This is a genomic window from Streptomyces asoensis (genome assembly GCF_016860545.1).
In the GTDB taxonomy this organism is placed as follows: Bacteria; Actinomycetota; Actinomycetes; order Streptomycetales; family Streptomycetaceae; genus Streptomyces; species Streptomyces asoensis.
In genome coordinates this window covers 831,671-850,190 of record NZ_BNEB01000002.1, presented here as the reverse complement: position 1 = coordinate 850,190, position 18,520 = coordinate 831,671, and the positions used below count along the sequence as shown (strand labels likewise).

Annotated in this window: 16 protein-coding genes; 4 read left to right on the top strand and 12 right to left on the bottom strand. The window is 73.8% G+C overall.

Features of this window, described 5'->3' with window-relative positions:
- Positions 1 to 18: 18 nt before the first annotated feature.
- The gene (locus Saso_RS06955; protein ID WP_189927404.1) at positions 19 to 1,953 is read right to left on the bottom strand and encodes an RICIN domain-containing protein; all 1,935 of its coding nucleotides are present in this window, start codon (positions 1,951 to 1,953) and stop codon (positions 19 to 21) included.
- 406 nt (positions 1,954 to 2,359) lie between these two features.
- On the opposite strand from Saso_RS06955, the gene galU reads away from it, so the two are divergent.
- Positions 2,360 to 3,301 carry a UTP--glucose-1-phosphate uridylyltransferase GalU gene (gene galU, locus Saso_RS06950; RefSeq protein ID WP_189927403.1) on the top strand — a complete coding sequence of 314 codons (942 nt, stop codon included), beginning with the start codon at positions 2,360 to 2,362 and terminating at the stop codon, positions 3,299 to 3,301.
- Between the two features lie 299 nt (positions 3,302 to 3,600).
- On the opposite strand, the gene Saso_RS06945 is transcribed toward galU, so the two are convergent.
- Complete coding sequence (locus Saso_RS06945) at positions 3,601 to 4,038, bottom strand: DUF4442 domain-containing protein (RefSeq protein WP_189927502.1); 438 nt, start codon at positions 4,036 to 4,038, stop codon at positions 3,601 to 3,603.
- Between the two features lie 212 nt (positions 4,039 to 4,250).
- Here Saso_RS06945 and Saso_RS06940 point away from each other — a divergent pair, with 212 nt between their 5' ends.
- The gene (locus tag Saso_RS06940; protein WP_189927402.1) at positions 4,251 to 5,276 is read left to right on the top strand and encodes a hypothetical protein; all 1,026 of its coding nucleotides are present in this window, start codon (positions 4,251 to 4,253) and stop codon (positions 5,274 to 5,276) included.
- Between the two features lie 146 nt (positions 5,277 to 5,422).
- Here the strand turns inward: Saso_RS06940 and Saso_RS06935 are convergent, their stop codons facing one another.
- The 6 genes from Saso_RS06935 to Saso_RS06910 all read right to left on the bottom strand — a co-directional run bounded on the left by Saso_RS06935 (position 5,423) and on the right by Saso_RS06910 (position 11,040).
- Complete coding sequence (locus tag Saso_RS06935; RefSeq protein ID WP_189927401.1) at positions 5,423 to 6,343, bottom strand: phosphatase PAP2 family protein; 921 nt, start codon at positions 6,341 to 6,343, stop codon at positions 5,423 to 5,425.
- Positions 6,344 to 6,437: 94 nt separating this feature from the next.
- Positions 6,438 to 7,394 carry a hypothetical protein gene (locus Saso_RS06930; protein WP_189927400.1) on the bottom strand — a complete coding sequence of 319 codons (957 nt, stop codon included), beginning with the start codon at positions 7,392 to 7,394 and terminating at the stop codon, positions 6,438 to 6,440.
- Entirely contained in the window at positions 7,391 to 7,732 is a 342-nt protein-coding gene (locus Saso_RS06925; RefSeq protein WP_189927399.1) for a PadR family transcriptional regulator, read from the bottom strand. Before Saso_RS06925 ends, Saso_RS06930 begins: the two co-directional genes overlap by 4 nt.
- Positions 7,733 to 7,871: 139 nt before the next feature.
- The gene (locus Saso_RS06920) at positions 7,872 to 8,663 is read right to left on the bottom strand and encodes a spermidine synthase (RefSeq protein WP_189927501.1); all 792 of its coding nucleotides are present in this window, start codon (positions 8,661 to 8,663) and stop codon (positions 7,872 to 7,874) included.
- 185 nt (positions 8,664 to 8,848) lie between these two features.
- Positions 8,849 to 10,021, bottom strand: coding sequence for an elongation factor Tu (gene tuf, locus Saso_RS06915; RefSeq protein WP_189927398.1), 1,173 nt, complete (start codon positions 10,019 to 10,021; stop codon positions 8,849 to 8,851).
- Between the two features lie 260 nt (positions 10,022 to 10,281).
- Positions 10,282 to 11,040: a DNA alkylation repair protein gene (locus Saso_RS06910; RefSeq protein ID WP_189927397.1), complete on the bottom strand. Its 759-nt coding sequence runs from the start codon at positions 11,038 to 11,040 to the stop codon at positions 10,282 to 10,284.
- 49 nt (positions 11,041 to 11,089) lie between these two features.
- On the opposite strand from Saso_RS06910, the gene Saso_RS06905 reads away from it, so the two are divergent.
- Complete coding sequence (locus Saso_RS06905; protein WP_189927396.1) at positions 11,090 to 11,911, top strand: TVP38/TMEM64 family protein; 822 nt, start codon at positions 11,090 to 11,092, stop codon at positions 11,909 to 11,911.
- A 390-nt stretch (positions 11,912 to 12,301) separates the two neighbouring features.
- Here Saso_RS06905 and Saso_RS06900 read toward each other — a convergent pair whose 3' ends face one another.
- On the bottom strand, positions 12,302 to 13,471 hold the full coding sequence (locus tag Saso_RS06900; protein WP_189927395.1) for a thiolase family protein: 1,170 nt from the start codon (positions 13,469 to 13,471) through the stop codon (positions 12,302 to 12,304).
- A gap of 135 nt (positions 13,472 to 13,606) precedes the next feature.
- On the opposite strand from Saso_RS06900, the gene Saso_RS06895 reads away from it, so the two are divergent.
- Entirely contained in the window at positions 13,607 to 14,074 is a 468-nt protein-coding gene (locus tag Saso_RS06895) for a winged helix-turn-helix transcriptional regulator (RefSeq protein WP_189927394.1), read from the top strand.
- A gap of 39 nt (positions 14,075 to 14,113) precedes the next feature.
- On the opposite strand, the gene Saso_RS06890 is transcribed toward Saso_RS06895, so the two are convergent.
- Genes Saso_RS06890 through Saso_RS06880 form a run of 3 tightly spaced genes read right to left on the bottom strand, consistent with a single transcriptional unit; the run spans position 14,114 to position 16,991 of the window.
- Positions 14,114 to 14,830, bottom strand: a complete 717-nt coding sequence (locus tag Saso_RS06890) for a cupin domain-containing protein (protein ID WP_189927393.1) — start codon at positions 14,828 to 14,830, stop codon at positions 14,114 to 14,116.
- Entirely contained in the window at positions 14,824 to 15,753 is a 930-nt protein-coding gene (locus Saso_RS06885) for a DUF6807 domain-containing protein (RefSeq protein WP_189927392.1), read from the bottom strand. The genes Saso_RS06890 and Saso_RS06885 overlap by 7 nt, the downstream gene beginning before the upstream one ends.
- Positions 15,750 to 16,991: a Gfo/Idh/MocA family protein gene (locus Saso_RS06880; RefSeq protein WP_229901538.1), complete on the bottom strand. Its 1,242-nt coding sequence runs from the start codon at positions 16,989 to 16,991 to the stop codon at positions 15,750 to 15,752. Before Saso_RS06880 ends, Saso_RS06885 begins: the two co-directional genes overlap by 4 nt.
- Between the last annotated feature and the right edge of the window lie 1,529 nt (positions 16,992 to 18,520).

The following is an 18,520-nucleotide window of genomic DNA, read 5'->3' as shown; positions in this document are numbered from 1 at the left end:
TCCCGACCCCTTACCGGCCTAGTGGCCGAGGGAACCGGTGACGTCCGCCAGGGTGCTGCCCAGCACGTCGGGCACCGCGTCCGTCACCACTTCGGGCACCGCGCCGGGCACCGGAAGCGCGCCGACGACCGTGGTGACCGGGTCCGCCGGGGCGGCCGGGGCGGGTGCCGTGCCGCAGCACCGGACCTGGGCGAACCCGTTCCCGGTCCCGGTCCCGGACTCCGGCGAGGCCGGAGCCGTCCGGGCGGGGGCGGTGTCCGGGGCGGGATCCCGGTCGTCGCCGGGCGCCGGGGCCTCCCCGGCCTGCGGGGACCCGGACGGGTCCGGAGCGAGCGGCGGCGCCGCCCCGCCCGGCCCGGGCGCTCCCTGACCCGGGGCGGGCGCCTCGAACACCCACCGCTGTCCGCCGCCCCCGTCCCGGCGGACGACGACGACGGCCGCCCCGGGCCCGGCGGCCGCGCGGGCGACGGCGAGCCCCTCGTCACGCCGCAGCAGGAACTCCCCGCGGACGGTGAGGTCGAAGAAGGTCTCACCGGCGTGCACCAGACAGCCGCCCAGGACGGTCGTCCGGCGCCCGGGGTCGGCGGCCAGACAGAGCGCCGGATCGGCGGCGCTGCGCAGCAGTCCGTCGCCCTCGTACGACCACTGCTGGGACGCGGTCCCGGCGCACCGCGAGACGACGATCGCCGCACCGGCGCGGGTCCGGCCGCCCGCGGTGTCGAGGCAGAGGTCCGTGCCGGGGCCGCGCAGCGCGCCGTGGGCGACCTGGGCGGACCGGGACGCGGGGGCGGTCGTCGGCGCCCCGGAGGGAGGCGGCTCGCCGGGACCCCCGGGCCGCTTGCGCGTGCCGGTGACCGAGGCGCCGCTGCCGCCGGCGGGCGCGCCCCAGGTGGCCCCGGACGCGGGGACACCGTTGTCATCGGACCAGCCCTTGGCCACGAAGACGGTCGCGAGCAGCGCGAGGGAGGTCAGCCCCACGCCCACCAGCACCGCCTTGGGCCGCCGTCCCGGCAGGTCGAGCAGTCCCGCCGAGGTCGTGCGGTGCCGACCGGTCGCGGCGGGCGGCCGTTGTCCGGCGGGCCGGACCGGCGCCGCGACGGAGGAGGCGGCCGCGCGTCCGGGGCGCGAGTCGAGATAGCGGCGGGCACCCCAGCCCAGGACGGTCTCGGCGAGCAGCACGTCCAGCCCGTCGTCGAAATGGCTGAGCTGTTCGGCGGCGTGCCGGCAGAAACGGCAGTGCGCGAGGTGCTGCCGCACGTCCGGCAGCAGGGTCCCGCCGCGGCGCAGGGGAATGTCCAGGAGACGGTTGTAGAAGCGGCATTCGCTCGTCGGCGCGAGTTCCCGGTGGGCGCGGACACAGCCCGCCCGGAATTGCTCCCGCGCCTGTTCCACGGCGGCCTTCGCGGTGAGGATGTCCACGCCCGACAGACCGGCCGGTACGGAAAGGGGGTCCGCTTCCACCTCGGTATGCCACAGCAGGCATTGGGAGGCGGCCGGGAGCAACTGGAAAGAACGTTCGGCGAGTTGCCGCCTTTCGGCGGTCACCGGCCGCGCGGCGCGCAGTCCGCGGCCGCCGACGGTTTTCCGCAGCTCCGGCAGAACGTCCGCCACCGTGTCGGCGCCGGCCCAATCCCGGACCGTCTCGCGTACGGCGACGAGGAGTTGGGGACGCAGGGCGCCACGGGTGCGGCCGTCCTCGAGCCGGCCGAGCACGTCGTGGAACGCCGCCGCGGCCACGAGCCGCGCGGTGTCCTCACCACCGGCCAGGCAGACGGTCGCGTAATCGAGGGCCGCCCGCCAGTGGCGGGCGAACAGCAGCGCCACCGCGCCGGTCCGCGCGTCGGCGTCGACGGGCCGGGCGGCCAGAAGGGCGGCGAGCCGGGGATCGGACGCGCCGGGGATCCAGCCGGGGCGGGGCGGGTAGGGCGGTCGTGGGGGGTTGGGGGATTGCACGGAACCATTTCCTTCCAAGCCAGCGAGCGGCACGGAAAACCACGGTGTCGGAAAGCGGTGCCGGATTGGTGCGTACCTTTGGTCCGACCAGGCACGTTGGCCGGAACCGGCCCGTCCGTAAGGGGAGGCTCACCTTCGCACACGCGCCTCACAGGAAACAAGGAGTTCGAGTGACCCAAGTTCAAAGTGCGGTAATTTCAGATAAGTTACCGGCGGTATCCGCACCCGCATTCGAAAATCCCCGTGACTTCCCGTCCCAACTCGCGCGCGGGCAAAGCCCGATGGGATACGCGCTCTCCGGCTCCTGCCCGCTCCGGCGCCGGTCTCCCGGCCGCGGGGAACGCCCACAGCAAGCTCAGAGGTGACTCCCGGCGTACTCCCATCCCCGTGGGACACCCTGATCCGCATGAGCGCCCCCCACTCCACCTCCCCACGCAGCGTCCGCAAAGCGGTCGTCCCGGCAGCAGGTCTCGGCACCCGGTTCCTGCCCGCCACCAAGGCGACACCGAAGGAGATGCTGCCGGTGGTCGACAAGCCGGCCATCCAGTACGTCGTCGAGGAGGCGGCCGCCGCCGGCCTCGACGACGTGCTGATGGTCACGGGCCGGCACAAGCGCGCCATCGAGGACCACTTCGACCACGCCTTCGAGCTGGAGCAGGCGCTCGCCGCCAAGGGAGACACCGTCCGGCTGGACGCGGTGCGCGACCCGGCCCGGCTCGCCGACATCCACCACATCCGCCAGGGGGACCCGCTGGGCCTCGGTCACGCGGTGCTGTGCGCCCGCAACCACGTCGGCGACCAGCCGTTCGCCGTCCTGCTCGGAGACGACCTGATCGACCCCCGGGAGACCCTCCTCAGCAGGATGCTCGAGGTCCGCGACCGGTACGCCGGCAGCGTGGTCGCCCTGATGGAGGTCCCGCCGGAACAGGTGCACCTCTACGGCTGCGCGGCCGTGGAACCGTCCGGCGAGGACGGGGTCGTACGGGTCACCGGCCTGGTGGAGAAGCCCGCGCGCGAGGAGGCGCCCAGCCGGTACGCGGTCATCGGCCGCTACGTCCTGGACCCGGCCGTCTTCGGCGTCCTGGAGCGCACCGCTCCCGGGCGCGGCGGCGAGATACAGCTCACCGACGCCCTCCAGGAACTCGCGGCGGACGGCACCGTGCACGGCGTCGTCTTCTCCGGCCGCCGCTACGACACCGGCGACAAGGCGGACTACCTGCGCACGGTCGTCCGCCTGGCCTGCGACCGGCCGGACCTGGGCCCCGGGTTCACGGCCTGGCTGAAGGAGTTCGTGGCCGCCCTGCCGGACGGCGCCGCACCGGCACGCCAGGACCGACTGGCGGCCTGACCGCCCGCGACCCACGGCCCGCGGCCCACCCGCCTGGTTCGGCGACCGACCGCCCTGGCATGCCGAGCGCCTCGACGGGCGGCACCGACGGTGCAGCATCGGCGGGCGGGCACGCCGGGCGGGAAGCGGGGTCGGCCGAGAAGCAGAGGACCGACGGCCGCCACGGGGTCCGCGCGACAGGGACGGAAGCGCGGCGGGCGGGCCCGTCAGGGGTGACGCGGGACGGGGCGGCACCGGTCCGGTGCCGCCGTGCGCCCGGCGGAAGCAGTCGCCGCAGGGCCGTGCCCGGCGTCTGGCGTTCAGCTGTTGGGACGCAGGGTCCAGACCACCGTCATCTCGCCGGTCACGGCCCCGTCGGCACGGCGGATCTCGATCGCGACCGGGAACTCGGGCCGCTCCCCCGCGTCGAGTTCCGCGACCACCTCGGCGGCCGGGCGCCCGAGGGTGGCGGTCGCGGTGACCGTGCCCATGGCCAGCTTGCGGTAGGCGATCTCGGCGCCGACGGCGAGCGGCACGGCGCGGGAGAGCTGGTCGCCGAACGCGGCCAGGACGATCGCGCCGCTGGCGGACTCACCGAGCGTGAACATCGCCCCGGCGTGCGGGCCGCCCACGTGGTTGTGGAACTCGCCCTGGTCGGGCAGGGCGACCACGGCCTTCTCCGGACCGGCCTCGAGGAACTCGAGGTGCAGGGTCCGCGCCATGGGAACCGTGGCGGCGAGCATCTCGCCGATGGACATCTGGTCTGCGCTCATGCCCCCGAGGTTACCTGCGAGTAGCTTCGGCTGGCCAGACCGGTGTGACGATCGCCGCACGCGGGTACCGGATGCCCGCAATCCGGAAGATCCGGGGCACTGTTCGCGGGTTCCGACCGCCTGGGACCGGTTTCGGTACGTCCCTGACAAGGGGCGGTGACCGAATCGTGTCCGGGACGGCACTAGTGTTTCTGGCCATGTGGCCAGGACAGCAGCCGCCCGGGGGAGAGCAGAACCCGCAGGCGCAGAACAATCCGTACCAGCAGCCGGGATACCAGCAGCCGAACCCGTATCAGCAACCCGGCTACCAGCAGCAGCCCAACCCCTATGGGCAGCAACCGCAGTGGGGCGCCCCGTCGCCCGCGGGAGCGCCCACGCCGCCGCCGGGCGGGGGCGGCACGGGCGGCGGCAACCGGACGAAGCTCGTCGCGATCATCGCGGCCTCGGCCGTCGTCGTGGCCGCCGGAGTCACCGGATTCCTGGTGCTGGGCGGGAACGACGACGACCCGGCCGACGTGAGCAAGGGCAGTGCGAGCCCGTCGGTCTCCGCGTCCGCCTCGGCCTCCGAGTCCTCCGGCACGGACGACAACCCGCGCAGCAACGAGACGGAGAAGCCGACCGTCGCCGGCTGGAAGGTCGTGGTGAACCCCAAGTGGGGCATCGCCTTCGACGTGCCGGCCGACTGGGAGGTGCAGTCGCCGACCCTCAGCCAGGGCTTCGAGTGGGAGGACAAGTCGAAGTCCGACGGCTACGACCGGATCCTCCAGGGCGGTACGGCCGAGCTCAAGTCGAAGTGGTGCTCCACGGACTCCGACAAGGACGGCAAGACCGAGGACACCGCGCTGGCCGTCGTGGGCAGCAAGGGCGCCGAGGGCGCGAAGAGCACCGACGAGATCGCCATCAACACGCCCGCGTGGTGGGTCTTCGGCGGTTACACGGAGCCGGACAAGAAGAGTCTGACCTTCGAGAAGAAGGCGACCGCCTTCACCACCGCCTCGGGCGTCAAGGGCAGTTACGCCTGGGCCCAGTCGACGAACACGCCCCAGAAGGGCAAGTGCGACAGCGACGGCAAGGCGATCACGTTCGGCTTCAAGAACTCCAACGGGGACTACGTGTCGTGGAACCTGTACGGGGCCAAGGGCGTGAAGGACGAGCTGCCGAAGGCGACGATCATGCAGATCCTCAGCACCGTACGGCTGCACGGGACGCCGACCCAGAACTAGTGCCGCATCAGGCGACGTTCGCCCTGTCGACGACGGCGCGTGGGCGCCGGTCGTCGGCATGGCGGGATCACCTCTCCCGGACCTGCACTCGTTCAGCCACGTGATCACTCTGGCCGTCCGGTTGCCGCCCGGAGCCGGCCGGGTGGTCAGCCCAGCGCGGGGCGTGTGCGGCGTGCGGCGCGTGCGGGCCGCACGATCGCGGCGTACCAGACCAGGGCCGCACATATGAAGCCCGTCGCCGCGGAGACCAGTGACCTTGTGAGGGTGTCGCTCCGTGCGCCGGCAACGAGGGCGATGGCCAATGCCAGCGTCAGGGTGATGGCGGGCAGCGCCCTGGGGCTTCGCGTGGCGCCCGGTGCGGCGGACGGCGGCAGCAGCCAGGTCGCAAGGCCGTGAAAGGCACAGGCCAGCAGTGTCGCCCCCAGTACTTCACTGGGCCGGTGGCCGCCGTTGGTCGCGCTGTAGGCGGCGATGCAGGCGAGCCACAGCACCCCGGCCGTGGCGACGTAGGGGCGGACGCGGGGGGAAACCACGAGGACGGCGGCGAGGGTCAGCGCGGCGGGGATGGCCGTGTGGCCGCTGGGGAACCCCTGATCAAGGAGATTCTCGGGCGCGCCCACCAGATCGGGGCGGGGCAGGATCGATTTGAGCACCTCCTTGCCTCCGGTCGTGAGAATGACGACCCCGAGTGCCGCGCACCCCGGCCACCAGCACCGCCGCACCAGGGTGAGGACGACGATGACGACCAGGCCCACCATCAGGGTCGGCTTGGCACTCAATTCCAGCGGCGGCAGGGGCGTCGAGCCGTAGGCCGATCCTGACAGGGGGTAGAACCATGCTTCTTCGCCGCCCTGTTCACCGAGACCGAACAGGGCGTTCTCAGCTCGTTGCCCCCACGGGGTGCAGATGGCGAGCAGGTAGACCGTCAGGAACCCCAGGGTGTACTGCAAAGCCGGCACCCACGACCGTGTCGTACGCGACGGCCCGGAGTCGTCGGGGGATTCGGGGGCCTGCCTCGAGGCCCCCGGACGGTGCGCGGGCAGGGACGGAGAATCGTGCTGAGTCATCGCTCTGTTTCTTCCGTTGGGGGGAGTTCGGTCACGCACGTCCTGCGGCACGACGTGGGCCGCCGGGCTCGGCCGGCCCACCGGGGGTCCGCTCCTATTCGGCGAGTGCCTGCCCCTGTCGGCGCTGGGCGGTGATCGCCAGGGCGGGGAGGGGTGCGATCAGCAGGATGAGGACGACCAGGTCCGGAAAGGACTGCATGAACGCGTCCGGCTGGACGACGATCGCCTGCGTGCGGACGATCGCGACCGCCGCGACGGGGATCAGCCACCGGTGGTCGCCGGTGGCGGCCGTCGCCGCCCACGCGCCCAGCAGCGCGGCGACCTCGAGGACGAACAAGCCGCGCTGGAAAGTCGGACTGACGGAGATGATGTGCAGGCCCCCGGCCACGAACATGGCGAGCACGACGGGGGCCAGCCAACGGTACGAGCGGCGTCGCAGACGGCCGGGTCGGCAGAGCGCCAGCACGGCGCAGGCGGCGCACAGTGTCCCCGAGAGCGCCAGGTCACGGGCGGTTATCGGGGTGCCCAACCCGTAGTAGCTCAAGCCCGCCTTGCCCTCGTCGCCGAAGAGGGTGCGGCCGTGGGTCGTGGCGCCGGCCCAGATCATGGCCGCTGCGGCCGGCAGCGCGATCCACGCCCTGCCGCGCAGCAGAGCGATCAGGCAGCCCAGCGGGAGCAGCCCGTAGGGCAGCAGCCGTATGCGCGTGGGTCCTTCGGCCCACGGGTACCAGCCGGAGAAGCGGAAGGCGATGGCGTGCTGTCCGGGGTCGATGTGCAGTGCCCAGTGCCACACATCCTGCAAGTACGGGACCAGCGCCAGCGCGGCGAGGGCCAGGGCGGCCAGATGGATGCCGTCCAGCCACCACGGCCGGGCCGTGTCGTCGACGACGGCCCGGGCGCGGGCCTGCACCCCGGCGCGCACCAGGGCGGCGACTTCCCGCGGCGGGGGCCAGGAGCGGCCGGGATACGCCTCGGACAGGCAGGCCAGCACCTCCTCTCCCTGCCGGGAACGGGTGGGCTCGGGATAGACCGCAAGCAGCAGACGATTCATGCCGGGGCCGCTCCGGCGTCCCGCGAGCGTCCGATGACGACGGCCGCCGCCTGCTGCATCCGCAGCGCCTCCCGGCCGAGCACCTCGGTGCCGTCCTCGGTGAGCCGGTAGTAGCGCCGCGCCCGCCCGTCCACGATCTCCTCATGGCCGGCGGCCACCAGCCCGGCCCGCTCCATCCGCTCCAGCGCCCCGTAGAGCGTGCCGACGGCGATCCGGAGCCGCCCGTCGGTGGCCTGCTCGGCAGCCTTGATGATGCCGTAACCGTGCAACGGACCGTCCATGAGCGCAGCAAGGATGAAGTACTGCGGTTCCGTCAGGGGCGGATTCTGTCTGGTCATGTGTCGAGCATATATCGAGCTACGAAATATATCTGCCGACTGGGCGGATGCTCACAGCAACCTGGTCCGGGCCGAGCGCGGTCCGGTGCCGGCTGCGCGCACGTGCCGGCCGCTCACCGCGTCGCCGCGGCCCGGCCGCTCAGCCGATGCCGAACGCGCCCTCGGGCGGTTCGGGGGACGGTACGGCGTCCTCGTCCCGTACCGGCCGTGCGTCGCCGGTGAAGCGGTGCAGCGCGGGGCCGTGTTCCACCCGCGCCGGGAAGGCGTCGGAGGCGGTGCGGCGGGCCAGGGCGCTCACGTCGAGCGGGCGGTGCGCGGCGACGAGCACCGCGTTGCCGAACCGTCGGCCGCGCAGGACCGCGGGCTCGGCGATGAGCAGCAGCTCCTCGAACACCTCGGCGAAGTTGGCGAGTTGGGACCGCAGGAAACCGAAGGGCGCCGCGTCGGCGAGGTTGGCCAGATAGACGCCGTCGGCGCGCAGGACCCGTCCGGCTTCCCGGGCGTAGGCCACGGACGTCAGCTGGGCGGGGACGCGGGAGCCACCGAAGACGTCGGCGACGAGCGCGTCGGCCGAGTCGTCCGGGGCCGCTTCCAGCCAGGCCCGGGCGTCCGCGGCGTGTGCCGTGACGCCCGCGCCGGCCGGGACCGGCAGGTGTTCGGCGACCAGTTCCAGCAGAGCGCGGTCGAACTCGACGACGTCCTGCCGGGAACCCGGCCGGGTCGCGGCGAGGTACCGGGGCAGGGTGAGCGCGCCACCGCCCAGGTGCACGACGTCCAGCGGCCGCTCCGGCTCGGCCAGGACGTCCAGGACGTGCCCGAGGCGCCGTGCGTACTCGAACTCCAGGTGCGTGGGTTCGTCCAGGTCGACGTACGACTGGGGCGCCCCGTCGACGGTCAGCAGCCAGGCCCGCTCCCGGTCGACGTCGGGCATCAGCTTGGCGGTGCCGTGGTCGACGGCGCGGGAGACGGGCAGGGACTCGTCGTTCACCACCCCATTGTGCCCGCGCCCTTGCACCCGCCCGCGCACGCCCCGGAGGCCCTCGCGGACGCTGCCGCGGACGCTTCGGCCGGCGCCCGCCGCTCTTCACGGCGGGCGCCGGCCGGGTCGGCCCGGTCTCACAGCACGGCGGTCACCGTGCCCGCGCCCACGGTCCGTCCGCCCTCGCGGACGGCGAAGCCGAGGCCGGGCTCGAGCGGGATCTCACGGCCCAGTTCGACGGTCACGTCGACCGTGTCGCCGGGCCGGGCGACCGCCGCCCCTCCCAGGTCAACGTCCCCGACGACGTCCGCCGTACGGATGTGGAACTGCGGCCGGTAGCCGGTCGTCAGGGGCGTCGTACGCCCGCCCTCCCGGCCGGACAGGACATGGAGCCGCGCCGTGAACCGCCGCCGGGGCACCACGCTGCCCGGCGCCACGACGACGTGTCCGCGCCGGACGGCGTCGCGGGGCACTCCGCGCAGCAGCAGCGCCACGTTGTCCCCGGCCTGCGCCTCCTCCATCGGCTTGCCGAAGGTCTCGACGCCGGTCACGACGGTCTCGACGTCCGCGCCGAGCACCTGCACCCGGTCCCCCAGGCGGAGCCTGCCGCGTTCCACGGCACCGGTCACGACCGTCCCGCGGCCGGTGATGGTCAGCACGTTCTCCACGGACAGCAGGAACGGCGCGTCCACGTACCGCTCGGGCATGGGCACATAGGTGTCCACCGCGTCGAGCAGCGCGTCGACGGACGCCGTCCAGCGCGGGTCGCCGGCCAGGGCCCCGACGCCCGACACCCTGACGACGGGCGTGGAGTCACCGCCGTAGCCGTGCTCGGTGAGCAGGTCGCGGACCTCCAGCTCGACCAGGTCGAGGAGCTCGGCGTCGTCCACGGCGTCGGCCTTGTTGAGGGCGACCACGATGTGGTCGACACCCACCTGCCGGGCCAGCAGGACGTGTTCGGCGGTCTGCGGCATGATCCCGTCGAGCGCGGAGACGACGAGGATCGCCCCGTCGAGCTGCGCGGCGCCGGTGACCATGTTCTTGACGTAGTCGGCGTGCCCCGGCATGTCGACGTGCGCGTAGTGCCGGGTGTCGGTCTCGTACTCGACGTGGGCGATGTTGATGGTGATGCCGCGCGCGGCCTCCTCCGGGGCCCGGTCGATGCGGTCGAACGGCACGAACGTGCCGCTGCCGCGGGCGGCGAGGACCTTGGTGATGGCGGCGGTCAGGGTGGTCTTGCCGTGGTCCACGTGCCCCATGGTGCCGATGTTGAGGTGTGGTTTGGTCCGCACGTAAGCGGTCTTGGGCATGGCTGTACCTCGAAGCGTGTCCGTAGGAAGCGGGGACCCCGGGAACCTGGCCGACCCTCCCCCTGCGGGGTCCGCCGGACGATCCGGAGAGGGTCAGCTTCGGGCGCCGTCGACAGCGGCCACGAGGAGCGGGACGGCAGCCTTCGGCGTATCCGCGACGGCGGATGCGGTGAGGAGGAAGGCGTACCGGAACATGGTCACGATCATCGCCGACGGGTCGTTCGGCGTCGAATGGTTTTCGCCGGACCCGGACGGCGGCCTCACCCGGCCGTGGCGCTCCCGGACGGCCGGGCGGCCGGATCGCCGACGTTCTTGAGCGCCTCACGCACCGTCAGCGGGGCGAAGCGGTCGCGTTCACGGGTGACGAAGGCCAGGACGGCCGCCGGGTCGGTCTTGGCGTACTCCCGCAGGGCCCAGCCGATGGCCTTGCGGACGAAGAAGTCCCGGTGCCCCGACTGCCGCAGGCAGTACCGGAAGAGACGGCCGGCGTCGGTGCGCTCCTTGCGCGGCAGCTGGTGGAGCAGCGCGGTGCGGACGACCCACAGGTCCTCGTCGGCGATCCACGCGTCCATCTCGGCGCCGAGACCGGGGTCCGCGGCGACGAGGGCGCCGACCACGTGCGCGGCCAGCGGATCGACCGTGTCCCACCAGGAGATCGTGGTCACGAGCCGCCGTGCCACCGGCAGGAACGCCGACGACAGTCGAGGGGCGTACCGGCGCAGGTAGTCGACGGCGAAGTAGTGGTACTCGCGCTGCGGGAGGGCCCAGCAGCGCAGCGCGACCGCCGTGCAGTCGCGCTCCTCGGGACGGGCGGTGCCCGCCAGGACGGTGCGGGACAGGGCCCGGCGGGCGGGGGTGGGCAGGCCGAGGAAGGGGGCCACGTCCTTCATGTAGGCCCGCATGGCCGCCGCCCGGCCGGGATCGGCCGCGCCGCCGTACGCGGTCGTCAGCCGCTCCAGCACGAGATCGGCGAGAACGCTGTCCGGCGCGCCGTCCGGCTCCGCACCTGTGACGGTCATGAGACGAACCATACGGCGATCACACACATGCGTCGGTTAGTGTCGCGGGATGCTCGATGCCACCACCCGCTCTGGGGGCACCGCCACGGCCTCTCCCCGGGCCACCGCCATGGAGCTCGTCGTCCCCGCGCCGGCTCCCGTGCCCCACACCGTTCCCGTCATCGCGTCCGTCACGGCGTCGGCCGCCGGACCCACCGGGCTCGCCGCGCGCTGCACGAGAGTGCTCCTGTCGCCCTGGTCGCGTTTCGCGCTGCTGGTCGTGCTGCTGGCGGCGGCCGCGTCGAGCGTGCTGCTCTTCGAGCCGCAGAAGCTCCTCGCGGACGGCTGGCCACCGGAGTTGGGCGGCGTCTCGGCGGCCGCGGTCTTCGCGGTGGCGTACGGCCTGTGCACCGTGGCGTTCGTGCCGCGGCCGCTGCTGAACCTGGCCGCGGGGGCGTTGTTCGGCTCGCAGTGGGGCATAGCGGCGGCCCTCGCGGGCACCGTGCTCGGGGCCGGGATCAGCTTCGGACTGGGGCGGTTGCTCGGTCAGGACGCGCTGCGCCCCCTGCTGCGCGGGCGGCTGCTGAAGGCGGCGGACGGCCAGCTCAGCCGGCACGGCATGCGCTCGATGCTGGCGGCGCGGCTCTTCCCGGGGATACCGTTCTGGGCGGCGAACTACTGCGCCGCCGTCTCCCGCATGGGCTGGCCGTCCTTCCTGGTCGCGACGGCCGTGGGGTCCGTCCCGAACACCGCCGCGTACGTCGTCGCGGGCGCCCGCGCCTCCTCCCCCACCTCGCCGGCCTTCCTGATCGCGATGGCCTGCATCATGCTGCCGGCGCTGATCGGCGCGGCGGTGGCCTGGCGCAAACGCCACCACCTGCGCCGCCCGTAACCCCGAGCGACCGCAGATCCAGGCTCACGCCCCCGCACGACGCCCCCGGGCCTGCGGCCCCGCCGTCCGGGGGTCCGCCGCCCACATGACTCCACCGACCGACGCCCCTCATCCACGGGACCGCCCCACAGCCGGGCCGTCCCACGGTCCGCCGTCCCGACGGTTCCGGCGGCCACCGCCTGCGGGACCGGCACGCGGCCTCGCCGTCCCGCGAGCCCGCCGCTCACGGCCTCGGCGCGTGACGGCCTTTCGGCGGTTGGGCCCGTCCCACGACCACGCCGTCACGGGGCCACGCCGCCTACGACCTCTCCGCCCCGCGAGGCCGTCCCGCACGGGACCGTCACAGGCCCCCGCGGGCCCGTCGGCGGGCGGCCCGGGTCGGTGGGGCCGTCATACGGATTCCAGGACCATCGCGTTGGCCAGTCCGCCCGCCTCGCACATCGTCTGCAAGGCGTAGCGGGCGCCGCGTTCCCGCATGGCGTGGACGAGCGTCGTGGTCAGCCGGGTACCGCTCGCGCCGAGCGGGTGGCCGAGCGCGATGGCGCCGCCGTGCACGTTGACCTTGGCCAGGTCGGCGCCGGTCTCCTGCCGCCAGGCGAGGACGACGCTGGAGAACGCCTCGTTGACCTCGAAGAGGTCGATGTCGTCGAGCCGCAGTCCCGCCCGGCGCAGCACCTTCTCGGTAGCCGGGATCACGCCGGTCAGCATGAGCAGCGGGTCCGAGCCGGTGACGGCGAAGCTGTGCAGCCGGGCGAGCGGGCGCAGCCCGAGCCGGTCGGCGGTCTCGCCCGAGGTGATCAGCACGGCCGACGCGCCGTCGTTCACGGGGCTCGCGTTGCCCGCGGTGACGTTCCACTCGATCTGCGGGAAGCGCTCGGCGAAGGCCGGGTCGTAGTAGGCGGACCGCAGGCCGGCGAGGATCTCCGGGGTGCTCCCGGGCCGTACGCACTCGTCGCGCGAGACGCCGTCCAGCGGCGCGACCTCGGCGTCGAAGAGCCCGCGTTCCCACGCCGCCGCGGCCTTGTGGTGCGAGGAGACGGCGTAGGCGTCCATCTGCTCCCGCGTGATCGACCACTTGGCGGCGATGAGTTCGGAGCTGATGCCCTGCGGGACGAGCCCCTCCGGGTAGCGCGCGGCGACTCCGGGGCCGAAGGGGTCCTTGCCCTCGGGCACGTTGGACCACATCGGCACCCGGCTCATCGACTCGACCCCGCACGCGACGACGAGGTCGTACGCGCCGGAGATGACGCCCTGCGCCGCGAAGTGCACGGCCTGCTGGGAGGAGCCGCACTGCCGGTCGACCGTGGTCGCGGGGACCGTCTCCGGGAACCCTGCCGAGAGCAGCGCGTAGCGGGTGGTGTTCATGGCCTGCTCGCCGACCTGGTCGACGGTGCCCCCGATGACGTCGTCGATCAGCGCGGGGTCGACGCCCGAGCGGTCGACGAGGGTGCGCAGGGTGTGGGCGAGGAGTTCGACGGGGTGGACGTGGGCGAGGGCGCCGTTCGGCTTGCCCTTGCCGATCGGGGTGCGTACGGCTTCGACGATGACTGCGTCACGCATGTGCGGGGCCTCCATGACGAGCACGAGCAGCGGGGATTACCGGTGAGTAGGAAATCTGGACTCACCCTAGTCTTGCAAGTTGGGAAATCCAACCCTGTGGGTTCGGTTTTCCAACCCTCCCCTAGACTCGTCGTCATGGCCGCCTCCAAGAACCCGCGCCCCTGCTCGATCGCCGACGCGCTCGCCCTGGTGGGAGAGAAGTACTCGCTGCTCGTCCTTCGGGAGGTCTGCCTGGGGAACGGCCGCTTCGACCAGCTGGTGCGCAACATCGGCGCCCCACGCGACATCCTGGCCACCCGGCTGCGCCGGCTGGTCGACGCCGGGATCCTGGCCAAGCGGGCCTACAGCGAGCGCCCGCAGCGGTTCGAGTACCGGCCCACACCGGCGGGGCTCGAACTGGAGCCGGTCCTGATGACGCTGATGGCGTGGGGCGACCGCCACCTCAACAAGGAGGACCGCCCCATGGTGCTCGAGCACAACTGCGGCCAGACCCTCGTCCCGGTGGTGAACTGCTCGGCCTGCGGCCACGAGGTGCGCCACGAGGACCTGGTCCCCCACCCGCAGGCCCCGGGATGGACGGTCACGGGCCCTTCGGCGGCCTGAGCCTCGGCGCGGGCCCCACCCGGTCACGGAACACGGAGGTCACTGCACCGCGTAGGTGTCCAGCCATCCGCACATCCCGAACTTCTCCCGCGCAGCCGGTTCCTCGGCGCGTACGGCGGCCTCGGCGAGATGGGACGCGTCGCCGGCCGAGAGCCGGCCGAGCTGCTCCCCCGTGGCCCGCGCCGCCGCCAGGGCGCCCCCGAGCCAGCGCTCGCGCCACTCGGCGAGCCGGGGCTCCACCAGCGCGGCGGCGGCCCGGTGGAAGGCGGCCAGGGCCGCCGGGCCGTCCGATGCCTCGCGCAGCGCCCGGTAGCCCTCCAGCGCGAGGTCCCGCCGGGCACGGACGAAGCGGGCCTGTTCCTCCCGCGGAGCGCCGGCCGGGATCACGGTGGCGGCCGCGTACGTCGCGGAGTCGGTGAGGTACTCCGGCGGCAGGGTGAGGACCGCGTCACCGGCCTCCGGCAGACCGCTGTTCTGCATCAGGACGGTGATGCGCAGGTCGTCGTCGTTGACCAGCCGGTGGACGGTGCCCGGCGTGAACCAGGCGACCGTACCGGGTCCGAGCGGGGCGACCTGGTAGCCGGCCGAGGTCAGGGTCTGCACCGCGCCGCGCCCGCCCGTGACGACGTACCCCTCCGAACACGTCAGATGCAGATGGGGAGTTCCGCCGCGCAGGCCGTCGGCGCCCGGCCAGTCGTACACCCGCAGCCGCGAGACGGCGACGCCGCCGGGCAGCCCCCCGAAGCCGCTCACCAAGGGTGCGCCTCCAGGTACCCGGCGATCTCCTCCCGCTCCCAGGCCCCGTCGGCCACCACGACACGGTAGCGGCGGTCGAGGGTGTCGCCGGGGGCGAGCTCCAGCTCGTCGAAGAACGCCCAGGACGGGGCGATGCCCGCGAAGGGCTCGTTGCGGACGAACCAGTGGGCGGGGTGCGTCCCGCGGGCGCCGCGGTGGTCGTTCTCGGGGGCGTGCGCGAAGACGACGGTGGCGTGACCGTCGGTGCCGTCGTGCTCGCCGGAGAGGGCGAGCCAGGGGCTCTGCGAGGCCATCAGCCCGGGCCCCTCGCCCTGCGGGCCGATGATGCGGCCGTCCCGGAAGGCGCGCGGGCCCCGCCAGAACAGCCCGGTGTATCCGGCCAGTTCGCGCCCGGCGGTGGTCGGACTGCCGAACCGCAGGGGATCGTCACGGCGGTTGGTGACGGCGCTCGACCAGGTCAGCGCCCAGGAACCCGAGTCCGGGTCCACGTCGTGCACCTCGATCCGGCGGGCCTCCTCCGCCCACAGCTCACCGCTGTGCGGATGCCAGGTCAGCCGCTCGGCGATGACGACCCGGCCACCCTCGGCCGAGAGCTCGTCGAAGCCGGCGTGCGCCATCGAGCCCACCCGCTCGGGGAGTTCGAGATACCCCTCGCCGTGCACGTACGAGTTGCCGCCCCACAGGTTCGCGCCGGAGAGGTGCGAGGAGGTCAGCGACAGCCCCTTGTGCCAGCGGTGGTCGTTGGGCCGGTAGTCCGTGACGACGTCGCCGGCGAGGGTCCGAAGCGGGTGGATGTACGGCCTCGGGGCCTCCCAGGCGGCCTCCGGCCGGTAGACGTAGGCGAGCAGTTCGACACCGGTGCCCGGGTCGGTCACCGTGACCCGGTCGCCCTGCGCGTGGACGATGCGCAGGTCGCCGCTCACGCGGGTACCCCCGCCTCGGTCGCGCCCGCGCCGGGGACCACGCCCGTGGCGGTGCCCGTGCCCGCACCCGTGGAGGTGTCCGCGACCGTGTCCGAGGCGGTGGCGGCCGGGGCCCAGCCGGCGGCGCCCCCGTGCATGGCCGTGTAGTACGGGTCCCCGGGTCCGATCTCGCCCCGCCGTACCGTCGCGTCGGTGAACGCCGACTTGTACAGGGCGGCGATCAGCTCCAGGCTCGTGCGCCCGTCCGCGCCGCTGCTGCGCGGCCGCTGCCCGGCGCGCATGCTCGCGACCAGTTCCCGCAGCTGCGCCAGGTGGGAACTCGGGACGTCCGCCCCGAAGTCCCGCCAGGCCGCCACGGTGTCGTCCGGCACATCCGGGGCCGGGGTGATCCGCCAGTCGGCGTTGGCGTGGCCGTAGAGGTGGGTGAGCTCGACGGTGGCGCGCTCGCAGTCGATCCGGATGCGGCTGACCTCGTCGGGGCTCAGGACGCTGTTGACGACCGTCGCCATCGCCCCGCTCTCGAAGCGGACCAGGGCCGTGGACACGTCCTCGGTCTCGACGTCGTGCACGAGCCGCCCGGCCATCGCGCGCACCTCGCTCCACGGGCCGAGCAGATCGAGCAGCAGGTCCATCTGGTGGATGCCGTGCCCCATCGCCGGACCGCCGCCCTCGGTCTCCCAGCGACCGCGCCAGGGCACCGCGTAGTAGGCGATGTCGCGGTACCAGGTGGTCTGGCAGTGCGCGACCAGCGGCCGCCCGAGGGCCTGCCCGGCGAGCAGTGCCCTCACGTGCCGCGTCCCGGAGCCGAAACGGTGCTGGAAGACGATCGAGGCGTACGGTCCGGCCGCCTCGCCCTCCTCCGCCTCGACGGCGTCGTAGTCGGCGAGGGTCGGCATCGGCGGCTTCTCGCACCACACCCAGGCGCCGGCCCGGAGCGCGGTCACGCTCTGCTCACGGTGCAGGGTCGGCGGCGTGCAGATGGTCACCAGGTCGGGACGCTGCTCCGCGAGCATGCGCTCCAGATCGGTGTACCCGTGCGGAACCCCGCTCTCCGCGCAGAAGGCCTCCACGGCGGTGGCATCGATGTCAACGGCCGCCACGACCTCGGTCTCGCCCTCGGCGGTGAGCTGCCGCAGGGCCGTCAGATGGGAGCCTCGCCCGATGGCGCCGAGGCCGACGATGGCGGCCCGGATACGGCGGCCGTCGAGCGCGCCGGGCGGCGGAGTGGATGGGGGCATGGGCGTGATCAGCACTCCTCCGACGTACGGCCGAACGACCGGGCGGGCCAGCAACCGAGGGGAAGCATGCAGCCCGCACAGGCAGCAAGCGCTTTCCCATCAGCAGCAAAGTATGCGGCGGCCGGGCGGCCGGTCAACCATGGGAACACCTCCGCGTCCACGGCGGACGCACGCACCGCGGACGCGGCGGATCACCCGGCGGCCACGGCGAGCGCCCCCGCCCACCGCACGCGGCACGGCACGCTGCGCGGGTCCGCGCCGGGCGCCCCGCGCGGCGCTCCCGCTTCAGGGGCACCCCGCGCGGCTCTCGGGCTGCGGGAGCGCCCGCGGCCCGGCGCGGGTGGAGGGGGCGCACGCGGCCTGTACGGGGTGCGCCCCGCAAGAGAGGCGCACGACGGGGCAACCTCGTAGCGCGGCAAGCGACGGGGCGACCCGGCCGCGCGACGCCCTGCGGGGCAGCCTGGCGGCGCGGCGCACGACGGGAGAAACCTCGCAGCGCGGCGAGCAAGGGGTCACCCCCGCAGCGCAACGCACGACGGGGCACCCTCGCGGGCCGACGTACGCGGGGCAACCTGGCGGCGCGGCGCAGGGCGGGGCAACCTCGGGCTGCCGTGCACAGCAGGGCCCCGCAGCAGTGTGCACGGCTGCGAGCGGATCCCCACGATGCCCGGCACGTACCGCCAAGGGCGGCCCCAGCCACGTCCTCGACGTACAGCCGGGGGGGGGACGCCATCACGCTCGGCGCGCACCGCTGGAGGCGGAACCCACAGTGCCCTGCGCGGCACAGCCAGGCGGGACCGCACAGCGTTCGGCGCGGACAGTCAGGCCGGACCACACGGCGCCCGGCGCGCACCGCTAGGGGCGGAATCCGCCACGCTCGTGTCGTACCGCTGGGGACGGAACCCTGAGTACCCGGCAAGTAACGCCGGGCGAGACCTCACAGCACCTGGCGCGGACAGTCAGGCCGGACCACACGGCGCCCGGCGCGCACCGCTGGAGGCGGACCCCACCACGCACGTGCTGCACAGCCAGTGGGGGAACCCACAGTGCACTGCGTGCACAGCCAGGCAGGACGACCCCGCAGCACCCGGCACGTGCGGGCGGGCAGGACCGCACGGCGCTCGGCACGTGCGGGCGGGCCTCGTGCCCACACCGTCTCGGCGGCGCAGCACGCTGACCCGCCTCGGGGCCGGCGGCACCGTGGACGCCCCCCGGGCCCGGGCGCGGGGACGGCGGGACCTCGGCGTGAGGTCTTCGGCGTCGGGGACATCGGCCTTGGCGGCGGCATCCCCGGCGTCGGCAACGCCGGCGTCGGCAGCGCCGGCGGGGGCAGCGCCGGCGGGGGCAGCGCCGGCGGGGGCTGCGTCGGCAACGCCGGCATCGACGACGTCGGCAGAGGCTGCGACGGGGCCCTCGGCATCGAGGACCTCGGCTGCGGGGGCGTCGGCAGGGAGGGCCGAGGGGCGGCTGCGAAGCCCCTGTGGCGGGGCTGTCACCCGGGCCCGCTACGCTTCCCCCGGAACACACTT

Excerpts from the sequence above, each read along its gene's own strand:
- Saso_RS06925 (WP_189927399.1), bottom strand. The coding sequence starts at position 7,732 with ATGACCAGACAGAATCCGCCCCTGACGGAACCGCAGTACTTCATCCTT.
- Saso_RS06920 (WP_189927501.1), bottom strand. The coding sequence starts at position 8,663 with ATGCCCGACGTCGACCGGGAGCGGGCCTGGCTGCTGACCGTCGACGGG.
- Saso_RS06905 (WP_189927396.1), top strand. The coding sequence starts at position 11,090 with ATGCTCGATGCCACCACCCGCTCTGGGGGCACCGCCACGGCCTCTCCC.
- Saso_RS06930 (WP_189927400.1), bottom strand. The coding sequence starts at position 7,394 with ATGAATCGTCTGCTGCTTGCGGTCTATCCCGAGCCCACCCGTTCCCGG.
- galU (WP_189927403.1), top strand. The coding sequence starts at position 2,360 with ATGAGCGCCCCCCACTCCACCTCCCCACGCAGCGTCCGCAAAGCGGTC.
- Saso_RS06895 (WP_189927394.1), top strand. The coding sequence starts at position 13,607 with ATGGCCGCCTCCAAGAACCCGCGCCCCTGCTCGATCGCCGACGCGCTC.
- Saso_RS06910 (WP_189927397.1), bottom strand. The coding sequence starts at position 11,040 with ATGACCGTCACAGGTGCGGAGCCGGACGGCGCGCCGGACAGCGTTCTC.
- Saso_RS06900 (WP_189927395.1), bottom strand. The coding sequence starts at position 13,471 with ATGCGTGACGCAGTCATCGTCGAAGCCGTACGCACCCCGATCGGCAAG.
- Saso_RS06880 (WP_229901538.1), bottom strand. The coding sequence starts at position 16,991 with ATGCCCCCATCCACTCCGCCGCCCGGCGCGCTCGACGGCCGCCGTATC.
- Saso_RS06935 (WP_189927401.1), bottom strand. The coding sequence starts at position 6,343 with ATGACTCAGCACGATTCTCCGTCCCTGCCCGCGCACCGTCCGGGGGCC.
- Saso_RS06940 (WP_189927402.1), top strand. The coding sequence starts at position 4,251 with ATGTGGCCAGGACAGCAGCCGCCCGGGGGAGAGCAGAACCCGCAGGCG.
- Saso_RS06945 (WP_189927502.1), bottom strand. The coding sequence starts at position 4,038 with ATGTCCATCGGCGAGATGCTCGCCGCCACGGTTCCCATGGCGCGGACC.
- tuf (WP_189927398.1), bottom strand. The coding sequence starts at position 10,021 with ATGCCCAAGACCGCTTACGTGCGGACCAAACCACACCTCAACATCGGC.